Below are 15,360 nucleotides of genomic sequence, written 5' to 3'. Positions count from 1 at the left end.
GGCTCGCCTGCCCGTAAAAGGGAAATTTGTGTAATAGCTACCGACGACTCAACTGCCCTGCGGCACCAGTCGCGTACCTTGGCGGCTCACCTGCTGGCCCGGCTCGAAACGGGCATTGGGCGAACGCACCGTACTGATTTCACCCTGCGCGTCCTTCACTTCGTAAGCTGTCTGCGTCAGGCCCGCCGCCTGCTGTACCGAGCCCCCGGCGAAAAATCCGGCACCCGCCCCCACCAACGCCCCCACCGGCCCGCCAACAGCACCGACCATTAAACCGGTCAGGGCACCGTAGCCTTTGCCAGCGGTAGTGTCTGGCACTTCGCGCACGACTTGATCGGCCATGCACAGGGGGGAGAACAACAGGCAAAGCGTGAAGCTGAGGGGGATAGAGCGAGACATGGCGAATTCCTGCTTCGGTTTCGATGCATTGGGCATTTCACGAAGCGTGCCAAGTTTTAAAAGCTTATTTTTCAGTTACTTGAGAGTCTATTGCGTCATAGTGACCACACAACAAAGTTGTCTTAATGACCTAAAGGCAGTCATTTTGACACAAATAAACTTGAATCTTTTGCAGTAAACAAATGACACAAACGGAAAACAGAGACAGTCATTTCAGAAACCTCCCACAGCCAAAATCTGTGCGTGTCGGTAGGGTCAAGGCCCCTCCCCCAGCGACACGCCGGGATTGCTGCAAGGAAGAAAAAGCATGACTAAAAAGGCCGTTATCGTTTTCAGTGGCGGACAAGACTCCACCACCTGCTTGATCCATGCGTTACCGCAATACGATGAAATTCACTGTATTACGTTCGACTATGGTCAGCGCCATCGAGCCGAAATTGAAGTGGCGCAATCTCTCTCAAAGGAGCTGGGCGTAAGGGTACACAAGGTGCTGGACGCCTCATTGTTGAATGAACTGGCGATCAGCAGCCTGACACGCGACAACATCCCGGTTCCCACCACCAACAGTTCCGGAGAAAAACTGCCTAGTACGTTCGTCCCCGGCAGGAACATTCTGTTTTTAACCCTGGCGTCTATTTATGCGTACCAAGTCAAAGCGCAGACGATCATCACCGGTGTTTGTGAAACAGACTTTTCCGGTTACCCCGATTGCCGTGACCAATTCGTTAAAGCCCTGAACACAGCCATTGAGTCAGGGATGGACTACAAACTGCATATTGAAACGCCGCTGATGTGGTTGAACAAGGCAGAAACGTGGGCGTTGGCGGATCACCACAATCAACTGGATCTTATCCGCGACCAAACGTTGACTTGCTACAACGGGATAATCGGTAACGGCTGCAAAAACTGCGACGCTTGTAAGCTTCGCGCCAAGGGGCTGAGCGAGTATCTGGAAAACAAAGTGGGAACGATGAAAAGCCTGAATGAAAAAATAAACCTGAGGTAAACGATTCCGTGTGGGAGCGAGCCTGCTCGCGAAAAACGTCCAGACATCGCGTTCATTCAGACAGCACGCGTTATCGTTGACGTCCATCGCGAGCAGGCTCGCGCCTACAGTGGAGAGGTTTACAACCCACACTTCCTGCAACCTGCACCTTGATATTTTCACCCCGCAACTGGTCGCATTTGATCAATCCCCCCTCCTCCCCGCCCCCTAGATTAGGACCCATAACCAAGCCGTACCGTGCGGCGCCAGTCACCGAGGAGATTGCCCCGATGCACAATGTCCAGACGCTCAAATCATCCAGTTCGATCGACGGTTGGGATCATCAGGACCCGGAAGAGGCCTTCACCCTGCCTTCGCGTTACTTCTACGACGAGACGTTGTTCAAGGCCGAGCGCGATAACATTTTTATGCATGCCTGGCACGTGGCCGGGCATGTCAGTGAGTTCGCCGAGCCTGGGCAGTATGTGGTGACGGATCTGTTCGACCAGAGCGTGGTGGTGGCGAAGAATCGGCAGGGGCAGATCCATGCCTTTCATAACGTTTGCCAGCATCGCGGCAACCGCCTGCTCGAAGAGCGGCGTGGCACCACCGGTGGCGTGGTGCGGTGCGCTTATCACTCCTGGTGTTATGAAATGGACGGCAGCCTGCGCAGCGCGCCCCGTTGCGAGAAGATGAAAAACTTCGAGCTGCAGCAGTTCAACATCCCGCAAATCCGCACCGAGGAGTTGGGCGGTTTCATTTACTTCAACCTCGACCCGAACGCACCGTCAATGCGCGACCTGTTCCCCGGTGCCGACGAGGAAATGCGCCGGGTGTTTCCGGACCTGGCCAACATGCGCCTGATCGAGGAACAGGACGTGATCGTGCCGGCCAACTGGAAGGTGATCATGGACAATTCCATCGAGGGCTATCACTTCAAGTTGTCGGGGCCGTGCCATATCGACCTGGCCAGACTCATCGACTTCAAAGGCTACCAGTTGAGCAAACGCGACAACTGGTGGACCTACATCGCCCCGGCCAATCTCTCGGTAACCGAGGCCTACGGCGTGCCACTGCGCAAGGATCTCAACCCGGACGAATGCTTTTTCAATATCGGCCTGTGGCCGAACAACACCTTCTATACCTTCCCGTTCTCGGAGTTCCTGGGCTCGTTCATCATGATTCCGCTGGACGCCGAACGCTCGCTGCTGCGGTTTGGCTACTACTCGAACAATGCCAAAACGGCCGCCGTCAGCGCATCGTGCATGAAGTGGATGAACGAGGACCTGGGGCCTGAAGACATCGCGCTGAACATCTCGGTGCAGAAGGGTTTGCATTCGCTGGGGTACGACCAGGGTCGCTACATGATCGATGCCCAGCGCAGCAATGAGAGCGAGCATCTGGTGCATCACTTTCATCGGTTGGTGTTTAACGGGATTCATGGCCCATCGTCGATCTGAAACGCGTTCCCTGTGGGAGCGGGCTTGCTCGCGAAGGGGCCAGGTCAGTCAACATTGATGCTGGCTGACCCACCGCTTTCGCGAGCAAGCCCGCTCCCACAGGTTTTTGTGTCCTGACCTTTAAATTGAGGGAGCACCCCGAACCATGGCCGACCATGAGTTTGATTACCTGATTGTGGGCGCAGGGTCCGCGGGCTGCGTGTTGGCCAATCGCCTGGGCGAGGATCCGGCGGTGAACATTCTGCTGCTGGAAGCCGGACCTGCGGACAAGAGCTGGACCATCGACATGCCGTCCGCCGTGGGTCTGGTGGTGGGCGGCACGCGCTACAACTGGAGCTACCAGTCCGAACCGGAACCGTATCTGGACGGTCGCCGGATCGGCACGCCACGCGGCCGGACCTTGGGGGGGTCGTCGTCGATCAATGGCATGGTCTACATCCGTGGCCATGCCCGGGATTACGACGCCTGGGCCGACCAGGGCTGCGCCGGCTGGAGCTATCAGGAGGTGCTGCCGTACTTCAAGCGCGCACAAACCCACGCCGACGGTGCCGACGATTATCGCGGGGCGACGGGGCATCTGCACGTCACCCCCGGCGATACGCAAACACCATTGTGCGCGGCATTCCTGGCGGCCGGGGCCGAGGCCGGGTATGGCTTGAGCGATGACCTCAACGGCTATCGCCAGGAAGCCTTCGGACCGGTGGACCGTACCACCCGCAACGGCCGGCGCTGGAGCACTTCTCGCGGTTATCTGAGCCAGGCGCTGAACCGGGGCAATGTCCGGGTGGCCACCGATGCACTGGCGTTGCGCATCCTGTTTGACGGCCAACGCGCCATCGGCATCGAGTACGAACAAAGCGGCGGGATCCATCAAGCGTTCGCCCGAAAAGAAGTGCTGCTGACCGCCGGCGCGATCAATTCCCCGCAGCTTCTGTTGCTGTCCGGTGTCGGCCCGGCCTCCGAACTGCGCGACTTGGGCATCACGGTCAAACATGACCTGCCCGGCGTCGGCCGGCGCCTCAATGACCATCCCGACAGCGTCGTGCAATACCGTTGCAAAAAACCGGTGTCGCTGTACCCCTGGACCACCGCGCCGGGCAAATGGTGGATCGGCGCGCGCTGGTTCGTCAGCCACGACGGGCTGGCGGCGAGCAACCATTTCGAAGCCGGGGCATTCATCCGCTCCCGGGCCGGGGTCGAACACCCTGACCTGCAACTGACGTTCATGCCGCTGGCGGTGATCCCCGGCAGTGTCGACCTGGTGCCGGACCATGCTTTTCAGATCCACATCGACCTGATGCGCCCCACCAGCCTGGGCAGTGTCACGCTCAACAGCGCCGACCCCAGGCAGGCGCCGCGCATCCTGTTCAATTACCTGAAAACCGAGCAGGATCGAGCCGACATGCGCGCAGGTGCCAGGCTGGTGCGCGAGATCATCGCGCAACCGGCCATGGCGGCGTTCAGGGGAGAAGAACTGGTGCCTGGCGCGCAGGCGCAAAGTGACGCTGCGCTGGACGCCTGGGCCAGACAAGTCACGGAAACCGGCTACCATGCCAGCGGCACCTGCAAGATGGGGCCGGTGGGCGATGCCGAAGCGGTGGTCGACCCGCAGCTGCGCGTGCATGGCTTCGATGGCTTGCGGGTGGTGGATGCGTCGATCATGCCGGTGATTGTCAGCGGCAACACCAACGCACCGACAGTGATGATCGCGGAGAAGGCCAGTGACATGATTCGCGGCAAACCAGCCTTGCGGGCCTGCGCGGCGCCGGTCTGGGTTCACCCGCAATGGCAGACACGACAACGATAGAGATCAACCATGAGCAATCCGTCGTCCAGCAATGCAGAAACCCGTTTCACCTGGCGGCGCGGCGAGGTCGCGCCATTGCGGGTCGCGGTGTTGCTGTTGCCGTCATTTTCCAATTTCGGCCTGGCTGCCGTGCTCGAACCCCTGGCCATTGCCAACTGGCTGACGCAACGGCCGTTGTTTCAGTGGTCGCTGCTGTCGCTGGACGGCGAACCGGTGCAGGCCAGCAACGGCTTGAGCACCGTCGCCAACGACGGTTTGAAGGCCGACCAGGGCTTTGACGTGTGCCTGGTGATCGCCAGTTTCGATGTGCACAAACACAGCCGCAACCTGACGCTCAAGAGCTGGTTGCGCAAGCAGGCGCTGTTCGGCGCCGTGCTGATGGGCGTGGAAACCGGCACCGAGCTGCTGGCGGCGGCCGGGGTGCTCGATGGTTATGAAGCGGCGGTGCACTGGGACAACTTGCAGGGTTTTCAGGAAAGTTATCCACGGGTCCACGCCAGGCCGCAGCTCTACACCCTGGAACGCCAGCGCATGACCTGCGCCGGCGCGACCACGACGCTGGACATGCTGCTCGGCTGGATCGGCCAGAGCATCGACAACGAACTGGCACGGGAAATCGGCATGCACTTGTTGATGGGCCAGGTACGCGCCCCGGCGGACAACCAGCTCGACGGCGGCCTGACCAACACCGGCCTGTACGGCAGCAAGATTCGCCGCGCCGTGCAACTCATGGAGCAGGCGCTGGAGGAGCCGCTGGATTGCGAAGCGATCGCGGGCCAGGTCGGGCTGTCGCGCCGGCAACTGGAGCGGCAATTCAAGCATCAGACCGGGCTGTCGCCGCTCAAGTACTACATCACCCTGCGGCTGGCCAAGGCCCACAGCTTGCTGCAACAGACGCGCCTGAGCGTGGCCCAGGTCGCGGCCTGTTCGGGCTTCGGTTCACTGGAACACTTTTCCCGCACCTACCGCGCGCGCTTCGGCTGCCCGCCGAGTGAAGACCGCAGCCAGATCTGGACCGCCCCGGTGATGCGCCAGCCGCTGCGCAAGGAGCAGCGGCCGGCCGGGGCAGAGTGATTTCACAGGCGATAATCCGGCGCTTCCTCGTCCAGGATCGCCATCAGCGCATTGAAATGCTTGTCGGCAAAACCCGGGTACTCAAGCCATTGCCGGCACGTCTTGCGGGCGACTTCATCGCTGGCGATCCGCAACTCACGACCGGTTGAAAGCGCGGTGATATAGGTCTCGCAGGCGCGTTCGAAGTAATACAGATCATCGAACGCCTGGGCGATGCTCGGCGCCGCGACCAGCACCCCGTGGTTGCCCATCAACAGAATCGGTTTATCCCCCAGCAGATGGCTGACCCGCTCGGCCTCGTCCCCCAGGCCCATGCCGTCGAAGCCGTCATCGATCACCACGCGCTCGAAAAAACGCATGGCGTTCTGTTCGATCGGCGGCAGCCGCGAATCCGCCAGGCAGGCCAGCGCCGTCGCATATTTCGAATGCGTGTGCAGGATGCAACGGGCGTGGGGCTGGTTACGGTGCAAGGCACTGTGCAAGGCCCAGGCGGTGATGTCCGGCGCGTCCGGACGATCGAGGCTGGCCGGCTCGTCGGCATTGACCAGCAGCAGATCGCTGGCCTTGATCCGTGAGAAATGCGTGCCGTACGGGTTGATCAGGAACTCCCGACCGTCCCCCGACACCGCCACGCTGAAGTGGTTGGCGATGGACTCGTGCAGGTTCAGCCGCGCGGCCCAGCGGAAGGCGCAGGCCAGGCGGATTCGCAATGACTCGACAGCTGGATTCATCCCGTGCTCCACAGTTATTGATCGGTTGCCTGGCAGTGTAGAGAGACGCCTGGCGCGCACTTGACGGGAAACGACAGCGGCTGCCGTTTTTTCGCAGCACGCCGACCGAGGGAAAACGGCGCACTTATGCCGCGTTTGATCAAGAGCCACGTGGCCGACCCCGCCATAGTGACGGGCACGACCCGCCTGGCTGGACACAACAATAAAAACCGCTGCCGACGTTTACCCCTGAGGAGTCGATCCATGAAAGCCTTGCTCTTGCTTGCATCCCTCGCGTTGCCGTTGCACGCCCTGGCCGCCGAACCGGAGTCCTGCGCCACGGTGCGCTTCTCCGACGTCGGCTGGACCGACATCACCGTCACCACCGCCGTCGCCAGCGAAGTGCTGGAATCGCTGGGCTACAAAACCAAAACCACCCTGCTGTCGATCCCGGTGACCTACCGCGCCCTGTCGTCGGGCAAGGAGCTGGACGTGTTCCTCGGCAACTGGATGCCCACCACCGAAAACGACATCAAGCCTTACCGCGATGCCGGCACCGTGGAGACCGTGCGCGCCAACCTGCATGGCGCCAAATACACCCTGGCGGTGCCCGATTACGTGTACGACGCCGGGCTGCGCGACTTTGCCGACATCGCCAAATTCAAGGACAAGCTCAACGGTCAGCTCTACGGCATCGAACCGGGCAACGACGGCAATCGGCTGATCCAGAGCATGATCGACAAGAACGCCTTCGGCCTGAAGGATTTCAAGATGGTGGAGTCCAGCGAAGCGGCGATGCTCTCGCAAGTCAAACGCGCCGCGCGCAAGAACGAATGGCTGGTGTTCCTGGGTTGGGAGCCGCACCCGATGAACACCCGCAACAAGATGAAATACCTCAGCGGCGGCGATGAGTATTTCGGTCCGAACTTCGGCCAGGCCACGGTCTACACCAATGTGCGCAAGGACTACCTCAAGGAATGCAGCAATGTCGGCAAGCTGCTGCAGAACATGGAATTCAGCCTGGCCATGGAAAACCAGCTGATGGACGCGGTGCTGAACCAGAACCAGAAACCGCGCGCGGCGGCCAAGGCGTGGCTGAAGGCCAATCCGGCGGTGCTGCAGGCCTGGCTTTCCGGGGTGAGCAGCCGGGATGGCAAGGATGGGTTGGCGATGGTCAGTGCTCGGTTGGCGAGTCAGTAATGATTCGATGTATTCGATAAAACTTTATCGCCTGATCTGACGCTTTCGCGAGCAAGCCCGCTCCCACAGTTGACCGAGTCGTTTAGACGGACGCGGTCAACTGTGGGAGCGGGCTTGCTCGCGAAGGCGTCAGATCAATCAACACATCCTTACCTGCCTCACAGCCCCCCACCTGACGATCGGCATAAGAAATAAATTGCCACTAAATATGACATGCGTCATATTACGCACGTAATTAAATGCCGTTTCCTACAGGTAACCCTCCATGACCAGCATGCCCTCCGTTGAGCCCGACCTGGCTGTCCCGGTGACCACCCGCAAGCCTCCCCTGCTCAAACGCCTGCTCCTGCCGACAGCGGGCATCGCCGCACTGGTGCTGGCGGGGGTGTACGCCACGCACTGGTGGACGGCTGGCCGTTTCATCGAGGAAACCGATGACGCCTACATCGGCGGCGAGGTGACGGTGATCGGCTCGAAGGTCGCGGGTTATATCGATGAAGTGCTGGTGACCGATAACCAGAAGGTCAAGGCCGGCGATGTGTTGATCCGCCTCGATTCGCGCGATTACCGCGCCAACCTGGCCAAGGCCGAAGGCGCGGTGGCGGCTGAAGAGGCGTTGCTCGCCAACCTCGACGCCACCGAACAACTGCAACAGGCCGTCATCGGCCAGGCCCGCGCCGGCATCGATGCCGCCGGGGCTGAAACCGCTCGTTCGCGGGATGACGATGCGCGCTACAAAAAACTGGTCGCCACCAACGCCGTCTCGGTGGAAAGCGCGCAACGGGCCAATGCCACGTTCAAGACCGCTTCGGCCTTGAGTGCCCGCGCCCAGGCCGAACTGGTGGCCGCGCAGCGGCAGCTGAACGTCATCGCCACGCAAAAGCAACAAGCCCGCGCCGCGTTGATTCAAGCCAAGGCCGAACGGGACCTGGCGCAGTTGAATGTCGGCTACACCGAACTGCGCGCGCCGGTGGATGGGGTGATCGGCAATCGTCGGGCACGGGCTGGCGCGTACGCCCAGGCGGGTTCGCAATTGCTGTCGGTGGTGCCGGCCAGCGGCTTGTGGGTCGATGCCAACTTCAAGGAAGACCAGTTGGCGCGCATGACGCCCGGCCAGCGGGTGATCATTCACGCCGACGTACTCTCCGGGCAGGAATTCCACGGTCACCTGGACAGCCTCGCACCGGCCAGCGGCTCGCAATTCAGCGTGCTGCCACCGGAAAACGCCACCGGCAACTTCACCAAGATCGTCCAGCGGGTGCCGGTGCGCATCCACCTCGACCCGGCCGACAGCGTGCTCGGCCACCTGCGCCCCGGCCTGTCGGTCACCGCCGAAGTCGACACCCGCCAGGCACCTGAAACCCCAGCCGTGGCCAGCGCGCCATGAGCCGCGCCCTCGCCGCCCCGGCGCCACCGTTCAATGCCGCGAACATGGCCACGGCGACCAAGGTCTTCGCCTTCGCCAGCATGTGCATCGGCATGTTCATTGCGCTGCTGGATATCCAGATCGTCTCGGCTTCACTGCGTGACATTGGCGGCGGGTTGTCGGCCGGTACCGACGAAACCGCCTGGGTGCAGACCAGTTACCTGATCGCCGAAATCATCGTGATCCCGCTGTCCGGCTGGTTGTCGCGGGTGTTTTCCACGCGCTGGCTGTTTTGCGCGTCCGCCGTGGGATTCACCCTCGCCAGCCTGCTCTGTGGCGCGGCGTGGAATATCCAGAGCATGATCGCCTTCCGCGCTCTGCAGGGATTCGTTGGCGGTTCGATGATTCCGCTGGTGTTCACCACGGCGTTCATTTTCTTCTCTGGCAAACAGCGGGTGATCGCCGCCGCGACCATCGGCGCGGTGGCTTCGCTGGCGCCGACCCTGGGCCCGGTGATCGGTGGCTGGATCACCGACATCTCGTCCTGGCACTGGCTGTTCTACATCAACCTGGTGCCGGGGATTTTCGTCGCCGTGGCGGTGCCGATGCTGGTGAAGATCGACCAGCCGGAACTCTCGCTGCTCAAGGGCGCCGACTACCTGAGCATGCTGTTCCTGGCGCTGTTTCTCGGCTGCCTGGAATACACCCTCGAAGAAGGCCCGCGCTGGAACTGGTTCAGCGACAGCACGATCCTCACCACCGCGTGGGTCAGCGGCCTGGCCGGCCTGGCGTTCATCGGCCGGACCCTGCACGTGGCCAACCCGATCGTCGACTTGCGCGCCTTGAAGGACCGAAACTTCGCCCTCGGCTGTTTCTTTTCGTTCGTCACCGGGATCGGCCTGTTCGCCACCATTTACCTGACGCCGCTGTTTCTGGGCCGAGTGCGTGGCTACGGCGCGCTGGACATTGGTCTGGCCATTTTCTCCACCGGGGTGTTCCAGCTTATGGCGATTCCGCTGTACGCCTTTCTGGCCAACCGCATCGATCTGCGCTGGATCATGATGACGGGCCTGGGGCTGTTCGCCTTGTCGATGTGGGATTTCAGCCCGATCACCCATGACTGGGGCGCCAGGGAATTGATGTTGCCGCAAGCCCTGCGCGGGATTGCCCAGCAACTGGCGGTGCCGCCGGCGGTGACCTTGACCCTGGGCGGGCTGGCCCCGGCGCGACTCAAGCATGCCTCGGGATTGTTCAACTTGATGAGAAACCTGGGCGGCGCCATTGGCATTGCCGCGTGCGCGACCATTCTCAATGACCGTACCAACCTGCACTTCACCCGGCTGGCCGAACACCTCAACAGCACCAATGAAGCACTGAACCAGTGGCTGTCCCAGGTCGGCAACAACTTCGCCGCCCTGGGCCAGGGCGGCGACATCGGCGTAACGGCCAGCCTGCATCAGCTCTGGCTGTTGACCTACCGCGAAGCGCAGACGCAAACCTACGGCGACGCGTTCCTGATGATCATGGTCTGCTTCATCGTCGCCACGGCGATGGTGCCCTTGATGCGCAAGGTGCAACCACCGGCCGCGCCGAGTGCCGATGCGCATTGATTCCAGATCTCAAACCTTACCCCTGTAGGAGCGAGCCTGCTCGCGATAGCGTCGACACATTCAATATCGATGTGACTGAACCACCGCTATCGCGAGCAGGCTCGCTCCTACAGTTGATTGGGGGACTATCAGGCCTGCGGCGTCTTGCGGAAGCCTACGGCCAGGCGGTTCCAGCTGTTGATGGTGGTGATGGCCACGGTCAGATCGACCATTTCCTTGGGCGTGAACTGCGCGCTGACCACTTCGTAGTCTTCGTCCGGTGCGTGGGTCAGGCTCAGTTGGGTCAGGGATTCGGTCCACAGCAGCGCGGCGCGTTCACGGTCGGTGAAGAATGGTGCTTCGCGCCAGGCGGTCACGGCAAACAGGCGACGCGGGGTTTCGCCACCCTTGATGGCGTCGGCCGTGTGCATGTCGATGCAGAAGGCGCAGCCGTTGATTTGCGAAGCGCGCAGCTTGACCAGTTCGATCAGGGTCTTTTCCAGCGGCAGCTTGGAGACAGCGGTTTCCAGCGCGATCATGGCTTTGAGGGCATCAGGGGACGCCGTGTAGAAATCGATACGAGGTTTCATGGGATGTTCCAGGGCAAGTGGGTGTGGAGATACGTTAGTCGCGTCATCGATTTGTACAAATAGCCAATCTTTGCGAAGTCGAGGAGGCCATTGGCAAACGCCCTGAAAGAAAGTGCGAAATGACAATTGCCATCACTTGGTGTGGGCCACTAGAATGCGATCAATTCTTAATTGCACTCACGCAGGATGCCCGAGTCGAGTATCTGCCCGCCATGTCGTCCGTCGATCAACCGCTGAACCAGCAAGTCCACACCCTCTACAGCGAACACCACGGTTGGCTGCAGGGCTGGCTGCACCGCAAACTGGGTAACCGCTGCGACGCGGCCGACCTGGCCCACGATACCTTCCTGCGCCTGTTGACACGCCAGGTGGTCAAGCCACTGGGCAGCGAGCCGCGGGCATTGCTGACGCACATTGCCAAGGGCCTGGTGATCGACCGCTGGCGTCGCCAGGACCTGGAGCGCGCCTACCTGGAAACCATCGCGCATTTGCCCGAGGCCGACGTGCCGTCGCCGGAAACCCGCCTGATGATCCTCGAAACGCTGGAGCGGATCGAAGCCCTGCTGCGTGAACTGCCGGCGGCGACCCGCGATACGTTTCTGCTGTCGCAGATCGAAGGCCTGACCTACGCCCAGATCGCCACCCGCCTGAATGTCTCGCTGATCACCATCAAGCGCCATATGCGCGCGGCGTTCATTGCCTGCCTGAGTGTGGCCTGATGAAGGCGTCGATGATCAACCCGCAGATTCTCGGTGAAGCCGCCGACTGGCTGGTGCAGTTGCATTCCGGCACGGCCACCGCCGCCGACCATCAGGCCATCGCTCAATGGCGCAACCGCAGCCAGGAGCATGCCCAGGCCTGGCAACGGGCCGAAGTGCTGCTTGGCGAATTTCGCAGCGTGCCGGCCAACATCGCGATCCAGACCCTGCAACGGGCTTCGCGCCAGGAAGGCCTGAGTCGCCGGCAGACCCTTACCCGCCTGGGCTTGCTGTTGATGGCCGGTCCCCTGGGCATCGCCTCGCAGCATCTGCCCTGGGGGCAATGGACCGCCGACCAGCGCACCGCCGTGGGCGAACAGAAGAACCTGCCACTGCCCGATGGCAGCCAGTTGCTGCTCAACACCGACAGCGCGGTGAACATCGCCTTCAACCCACGGGAACGCCGCGTCAAGCTGCTCAACGGCGAGCTGTTGATCAGCACCGCGAAGGACCCTGGCGCCCGGCCCTTTATCGTCGAAACACCCCACGGCACCGCGCGCGCGCTGGGCACCCGCGTCTGCGTAAGGACCGAGGGTTCGCGCAGCCACGTCTGCGTCCTTGAAGGCCAGGTGGTGGTCACCCCGCAGCTGCTGCAACAGAGCACGACCCTCAGTGCCGGCGAGCGCCTGAGCTTCAAGCTGAACCGGCTGGACGCCCCGGAGCCCTTCGACATCGCGGCCCTGTCCTGGGACAAAGGCATGCTGCTGGCCAACAACATGCGTCTGGACGCATTGCTCGGCGAACTGAGCCGCTACCGGCCCGGTGTGTTGCGCTGTCATCCGGATGTCGCGGCATTGCGCGTGTCGGGGGCGTTTTCCCTGCGCGACACCGACGCCAGCCTGCGCCTGCTCAGCGACACCCTGCCGCTGAACATCAGCCGCCTGACGCGCTATTGGCTGTCGGTCGAACCGAGGGTCTGACGCGGTCAGTCTGTGATGTTCACTCATTCATTGCTGCGCCTGCTCCTGGCCTGCTCGGTGTTGTTGCCAAGCCACGGCCAGGCGGTCGAAAGCCCCAGCCATCACATCGACATCAGCCCGGGTGCGCTCAGCCAGGTCCTGGCGCAGTTGGCCGTGACGGTCGGCGTACCGCTGTCGTTCGATCCGGCGGTGCTGGGCAATCGCCAGAGCCCCGGGCTGCACGGCCGCTACAGCGTGCAATCGGGTTTCGCGCATGTGCTCGAAGGCAGCGGCTTCGTGCTGGTCAGCAGCGGTGACAATGGCTACACCCTGAAGCCGCAAGCGGCCGCCGGCACGGCCCTGGAGCTGGATCCCACCAACGTCAGCGCCCTGGGCAACGACAACCGGGAGACCTACGGCGGCGGGCAACTGGCGCGGAACGCGCAGAGCGGCCTGCTCGGCCAGCAAGCGTTGAACGACCTGCCTTTCAGCGTCACCAGCTACACCGCCAGCACCATCGCCGACCAGCAGGCGCGAACCCTCGGCGACGTGCTGCTCAACGACGCGTCGGTACGCCAGTCCGCCGGCTTCGGCAACTTCTCCCAGGTGTTCATCATTCGCGGGCTGTCGCTGGCTTCCGATGACATTTCCTACAACGGCCTGTATGGCGTCCTGCCACGCCAGATCATCGCCACCGAAGCCATGGAACGGGTCGAGTTGTTCAAGGGGCCGAACGCCTTTATCAATGGCGTGACGCCCAGCGGCAGCGGTATCGGCGGCGGCGTCAACGTGCAACCCAAGCGCGCCGGCGAGACACCGACCCGGCGCATCACGCTGGACGACAGCAGCGATGCGCGCATCGGCGGGCACCTGGATCTGGGCCAGCGTTTCGGCGAGGACCAGCGTTTTGGCGCACGGCTCAACCTGCTGCAGCGCGAGGGCGATACTGCGGTCGAGGATGAAGACCAGCGCTCGTCCCTGATCAGCCTGGGCCTGGATTATCGCGGCGAGCGCCTGCGACTCTCCACTGACCTGGGCTATCAGAAACAAGTGATCAATCAGGGCCGCGCGGTGGTGTACCTCGATCCCACGCTGAACAAGGTGCCCAAGGCGCCGGACGCCAACGCCGGGTACGCCCAGCGTTGGAGTTACTCGCAGCTGGAAGACACCTTCGGCATGGCTCGCGCCGAGTATGAGCTGAGCGAAAACTGGACCGGCTACCTGGCCGGCGGTGCCCGGCACACCCGGGAAAACGGCGTGTATTCGTCGCTCACCGTCACCGACCTCGATGGCAGCGCCCGGGGCGGCATGCTTTACCCGCCTCACGACGAAGACAATCAAAGCCTGATGGCCGGCCTCAACGGTCGCCTGAACACGGGCGCGATCAGCCATCAGCTGAACCTGGGGCTGGCGGGCATTTGGGGCGAACAGCGCTCGGCCTTCGAAACCATCGGCAGTGCCGGGCGCTACAGCACCCATCTCTATGACGTCAGCGAACAGCCACGACCGGTGGCCACCTCGTTCGGCAGCGACCTGCACGATCCACGGGTGGTCGGCAAAAACCAACTGCGCAGCATCGCCCTCGCCGACACCCTGGGCTTTCTCGACGACCGCGTCTTGCTGACCCTCGGCGCGCGTCGCCAGTCGTTGAAGGTCGATGGCTGGAGCACCACCACGGGTGCCCGGACATCGAGTTATGACGACTCGATCACCACCCCGGTGTTCGGCCTGGTGATCAAGCCCCGGGAGCACCTGTCGTTCTACGCCAACCGCATCGAAGGGCTGGCCAAGGGGCCGACGCCACCGACCACTTCACTCAACCGCGACGACACGTTCGCCCCGGTGCGCAGCCGGCAAATCGAGGCCGGTGTGCGCCTGGACATGGGCCGCTACGGCGCAAGCCTGGCGGCCTACCGCATCGAGCAACCGTCGAGCTACACCCAGGACGGCGTCTTCCGCGTCGACGGCCGGCAGCTGAACAAAGGCCTCGAACTGAACCTGTACGGCGAGCCGCTCGACGGCCTGCGCCTGCTCAGCGGCGTCACCCTGATGAAGACGCAAATCCAAGGCAGCGCCAATGGCGTCAATGACGGCAACCGCGCGGTCGGCGTGCCGCGTTTCCAGTTCAACCTGGGAGCGGACTGGGACGTGCCGGGACTCGAAGGCGCGGCGCTCAGTGCGCGGATGCTGCGCACGGGCGGGCAATATTTGAACGCCGCGAACACTCAGGGCATTGCGGCGTGGAACCGCTTTGACCTGGGGGCGCGCTATGCCTTCAGGCTGGATGAGCGGGACGTCACCCTGCGGGCCAATCTTGAGAATGTGGCCAACGAGGCTTATTGGGCTTCGGCCAATGGCGGGTATTTGACCCAGGGCACGCCGCGGACGTTGAAGGTCTCGGCGACGGTGGATTTTTGATCATTACAAGGATTTTTCGCGCGGCAGGTATCGCCTTCGCGAGCAAGCCCGCTCCCACATTCGACGGTGTTTCCCCGCAGAGAATGCGATCACATGTGGGAGCGG

Annotated in this window: 13 protein-coding genes; 10 read left to right on the top strand and 3 right to left on the bottom strand. The window is 62.3% G+C overall.

Annotated features, from left to right (window positions below; genetic code table 11):
* Window positions 1-48 precede the first annotated feature (48 nt).
* Window positions 49-399 carry a hypothetical protein gene (locus F8N66_RS00345; RefSeq protein ID WP_150768293.1) on the bottom strand — a complete coding sequence of 117 codons (351 nt, stop codon included), beginning with the start codon at window positions 397-399 and terminating at the stop codon, window positions 49-51.
* Between the two features lie 307 nt (window positions 400-706).
* On the opposite strand from F8N66_RS00345, the gene queC reads away from it, so the two are divergent.
* The 4 genes from queC (at window position 707) to F8N66_RS00325 (ending at window position 5,725) form a co-directional block, all read left to right on the top strand.
* Window positions 707-1,405: a 7-cyano-7-deazaguanine synthase QueC gene (gene queC / locus F8N66_RS00340; RefSeq protein WP_150768292.1), complete on the top strand. Its 699-nt coding sequence runs from the start codon at window positions 707-709 to the stop codon at window positions 1,403-1,405.
* Between the two features lie 269 nt (window positions 1,406-1,674).
* On the top strand, window positions 1,675-2,844 hold the full coding sequence (locus F8N66_RS00335) for an aromatic ring-hydroxylating oxygenase subunit alpha (RefSeq protein ID WP_150768291.1): 1,170 nt from the start codon (window positions 1,675-1,677) through the stop codon (window positions 2,842-2,844).
* A gap of 145 nt (window positions 2,845-2,989) precedes the next feature.
* Complete coding sequence (locus F8N66_RS00330) at window positions 2,990-4,651, top strand: choline dehydrogenase (RefSeq protein WP_150768290.1); 1,662 nt, start codon at window positions 2,990-2,992, stop codon at window positions 4,649-4,651.
* Between the two features lie 9 nt (window positions 4,652-4,660).
* The gene (locus F8N66_RS00325; RefSeq protein ID WP_150768289.1) at window positions 4,661-5,725 is read left to right on the top strand and encodes a GlxA family transcriptional regulator; all 1,065 of its coding nucleotides are present in this window, start codon (window positions 4,661-4,663) and stop codon (window positions 5,723-5,725) included.
* A 2-nt stretch (window positions 5,726-5,727) separates the two neighbouring features.
* Here F8N66_RS00325 and F8N66_RS00320 read toward each other — a convergent pair whose 3' ends face one another.
* Complete coding sequence (locus tag F8N66_RS00320) at window positions 5,728-6,456, bottom strand: class II aldolase and adducin N-terminal domain-containing protein (protein WP_150768288.1); 729 nt, start codon at window positions 6,454-6,456, stop codon at window positions 5,728-5,730.
* A gap of 243 nt (window positions 6,457-6,699) precedes the next feature.
* On the opposite strand from F8N66_RS00320, the gene F8N66_RS00315 reads away from it, so the two are divergent.
* From F8N66_RS00315 to F8N66_RS00305, 3 genes are all read left to right on the top strand, one after another.
* Window positions 6,700-7,635, top strand: coding sequence for a choline ABC transporter substrate-binding protein (locus tag F8N66_RS00315; protein WP_150768287.1), 936 nt, complete (start codon window positions 6,700-6,702; stop codon window positions 7,633-7,635).
* A 265-nt stretch (window positions 7,636-7,900) separates the two neighbouring features.
* The gene (locus F8N66_RS00310; protein WP_150768286.1) at window positions 7,901-9,022 is read left to right on the top strand and encodes an HlyD family secretion protein; all 1,122 of its coding nucleotides are present in this window, start codon (window positions 7,901-7,903) and stop codon (window positions 9,020-9,022) included.
* Entirely contained in the window at window positions 9,019-10,611 is a 1,593-nt protein-coding gene (locus F8N66_RS00305; protein ID WP_150768285.1) for a DHA2 family efflux MFS transporter permease subunit, read from the top strand. Before F8N66_RS00310 ends, F8N66_RS00305 begins: the two co-directional genes overlap by 4 nt.
* Before the next feature lie 128 nt (window positions 10,612-10,739).
* Here F8N66_RS00305 and F8N66_RS00300 read toward each other — a convergent pair whose 3' ends face one another.
* Window positions 10,740-11,180: a carboxymuconolactone decarboxylase family protein gene (locus F8N66_RS00300; protein WP_150768284.1), complete on the bottom strand. Its 441-nt coding sequence runs from the start codon at window positions 11,178-11,180 to the stop codon at window positions 10,740-10,742.
* A 212-nt stretch (window positions 11,181-11,392) separates the two neighbouring features.
* Here F8N66_RS00300 and F8N66_RS00295 point away from each other — a divergent pair, with 212 nt between their 5' ends.
* From F8N66_RS00295 to F8N66_RS00285, 3 genes are read left to right on the top strand one after another with little or no spacing between them, the layout of a single operon-like run.
* On the top strand, window positions 11,393-11,899 hold the full coding sequence (locus tag F8N66_RS00295) for a sigma-70 family RNA polymerase sigma factor (protein ID WP_150768283.1): 507 nt from the start codon (window positions 11,393-11,395) through the stop codon (window positions 11,897-11,899).
* Window positions 11,899-12,858 carry a FecR domain-containing protein gene (locus F8N66_RS00290; protein ID WP_150768282.1) on the top strand — a complete coding sequence of 320 codons (960 nt, stop codon included), beginning with the start codon at window positions 11,899-11,901 and terminating at the stop codon, window positions 12,856-12,858. The genes F8N66_RS00295 and F8N66_RS00290 overlap by 1 nt, the downstream gene beginning before the upstream one ends.
* Before the next feature lie 15 nt (window positions 12,859-12,873).
* The gene (locus F8N66_RS00285; RefSeq protein WP_150768281.1) at window positions 12,874-15,255 is read left to right on the top strand and encodes a TonB-dependent receptor; all 2,382 of its coding nucleotides are present in this window, start codon (window positions 12,874-12,876) and stop codon (window positions 15,253-15,255) included.
* Window positions 15,256-15,360: the final 105 nt, after the last annotated feature.

This window comes from Pseudomonas fluorescens, from assembly GCF_902498195.1.
Taxonomy (GTDB): Bacteria; Pseudomonadota; Gammaproteobacteria; order Pseudomonadales; family Pseudomonadaceae; genus Aquipseudomonas; species Aquipseudomonas fluorescens_BU.
This window is presented reverse-complemented; position numbering and strand designations above follow the sequence as displayed.

Excerpts from the sequence above, each read along its gene's own strand:
- F8N66_RS00320 (WP_150768288.1), bottom strand. The coding sequence starts at position 6,456 with ATGAATCCAGCTGTCGAGTCATTGCGAATCCGCCTGGCCTGCGCCTTC.
- F8N66_RS00290 (WP_150768282.1), top strand. The coding sequence starts at position 11,899 with ATGAAGGCGTCGATGATCAACCCGCAGATTCTCGGTGAAGCCGCCGAC.
- F8N66_RS00330 (WP_150768290.1), top strand. The coding sequence starts at position 2,990 with ATGGCCGACCATGAGTTTGATTACCTGATTGTGGGCGCAGGGTCCGCG.
- queC (WP_150768292.1), top strand. The coding sequence starts at position 707 with ATGACTAAAAAGGCCGTTATCGTTTTCAGTGGCGGACAAGACTCCACC.
- F8N66_RS00300 (WP_150768284.1), bottom strand. The coding sequence starts at position 11,180 with ATGAAACCTCGTATCGATTTCTACACGGCGTCCCCTGATGCCCTCAAA.
- F8N66_RS00315 (WP_150768287.1), top strand. The coding sequence starts at position 6,700 with ATGAAAGCCTTGCTCTTGCTTGCATCCCTCGCGTTGCCGTTGCACGCC.
- F8N66_RS00335 (WP_150768291.1), top strand. The coding sequence starts at position 1,675 with ATGCACAATGTCCAGACGCTCAAATCATCCAGTTCGATCGACGGTTGG.
- F8N66_RS00310 (WP_150768286.1), top strand. The coding sequence starts at position 7,901 with ATGACCAGCATGCCCTCCGTTGAGCCCGACCTGGCTGTCCCGGTGACC.
- F8N66_RS00295 (WP_150768283.1), top strand. The coding sequence starts at position 11,393 with ATGTCGTCCGTCGATCAACCGCTGAACCAGCAAGTCCACACCCTCTAC.
- F8N66_RS00285 (WP_150768281.1), top strand. The coding sequence starts at position 12,874 with ATGTTCACTCATTCATTGCTGCGCCTGCTCCTGGCCTGCTCGGTGTTG.
- F8N66_RS00305 (WP_150768285.1), top strand. The coding sequence starts at position 9,019 with ATGAGCCGCGCCCTCGCCGCCCCGGCGCCACCGTTCAATGCCGCGAAC.
- F8N66_RS00325 (WP_150768289.1), top strand. The coding sequence starts at position 4,661 with ATGAGCAATCCGTCGTCCAGCAATGCAGAAACCCGTTTCACCTGGCGG.
- F8N66_RS00345 (WP_150768293.1), bottom strand. The coding sequence starts at position 399 with ATGTCTCGCTCTATCCCCCTCAGCTTCACGCTTTGCCTGTTGTTCTCC.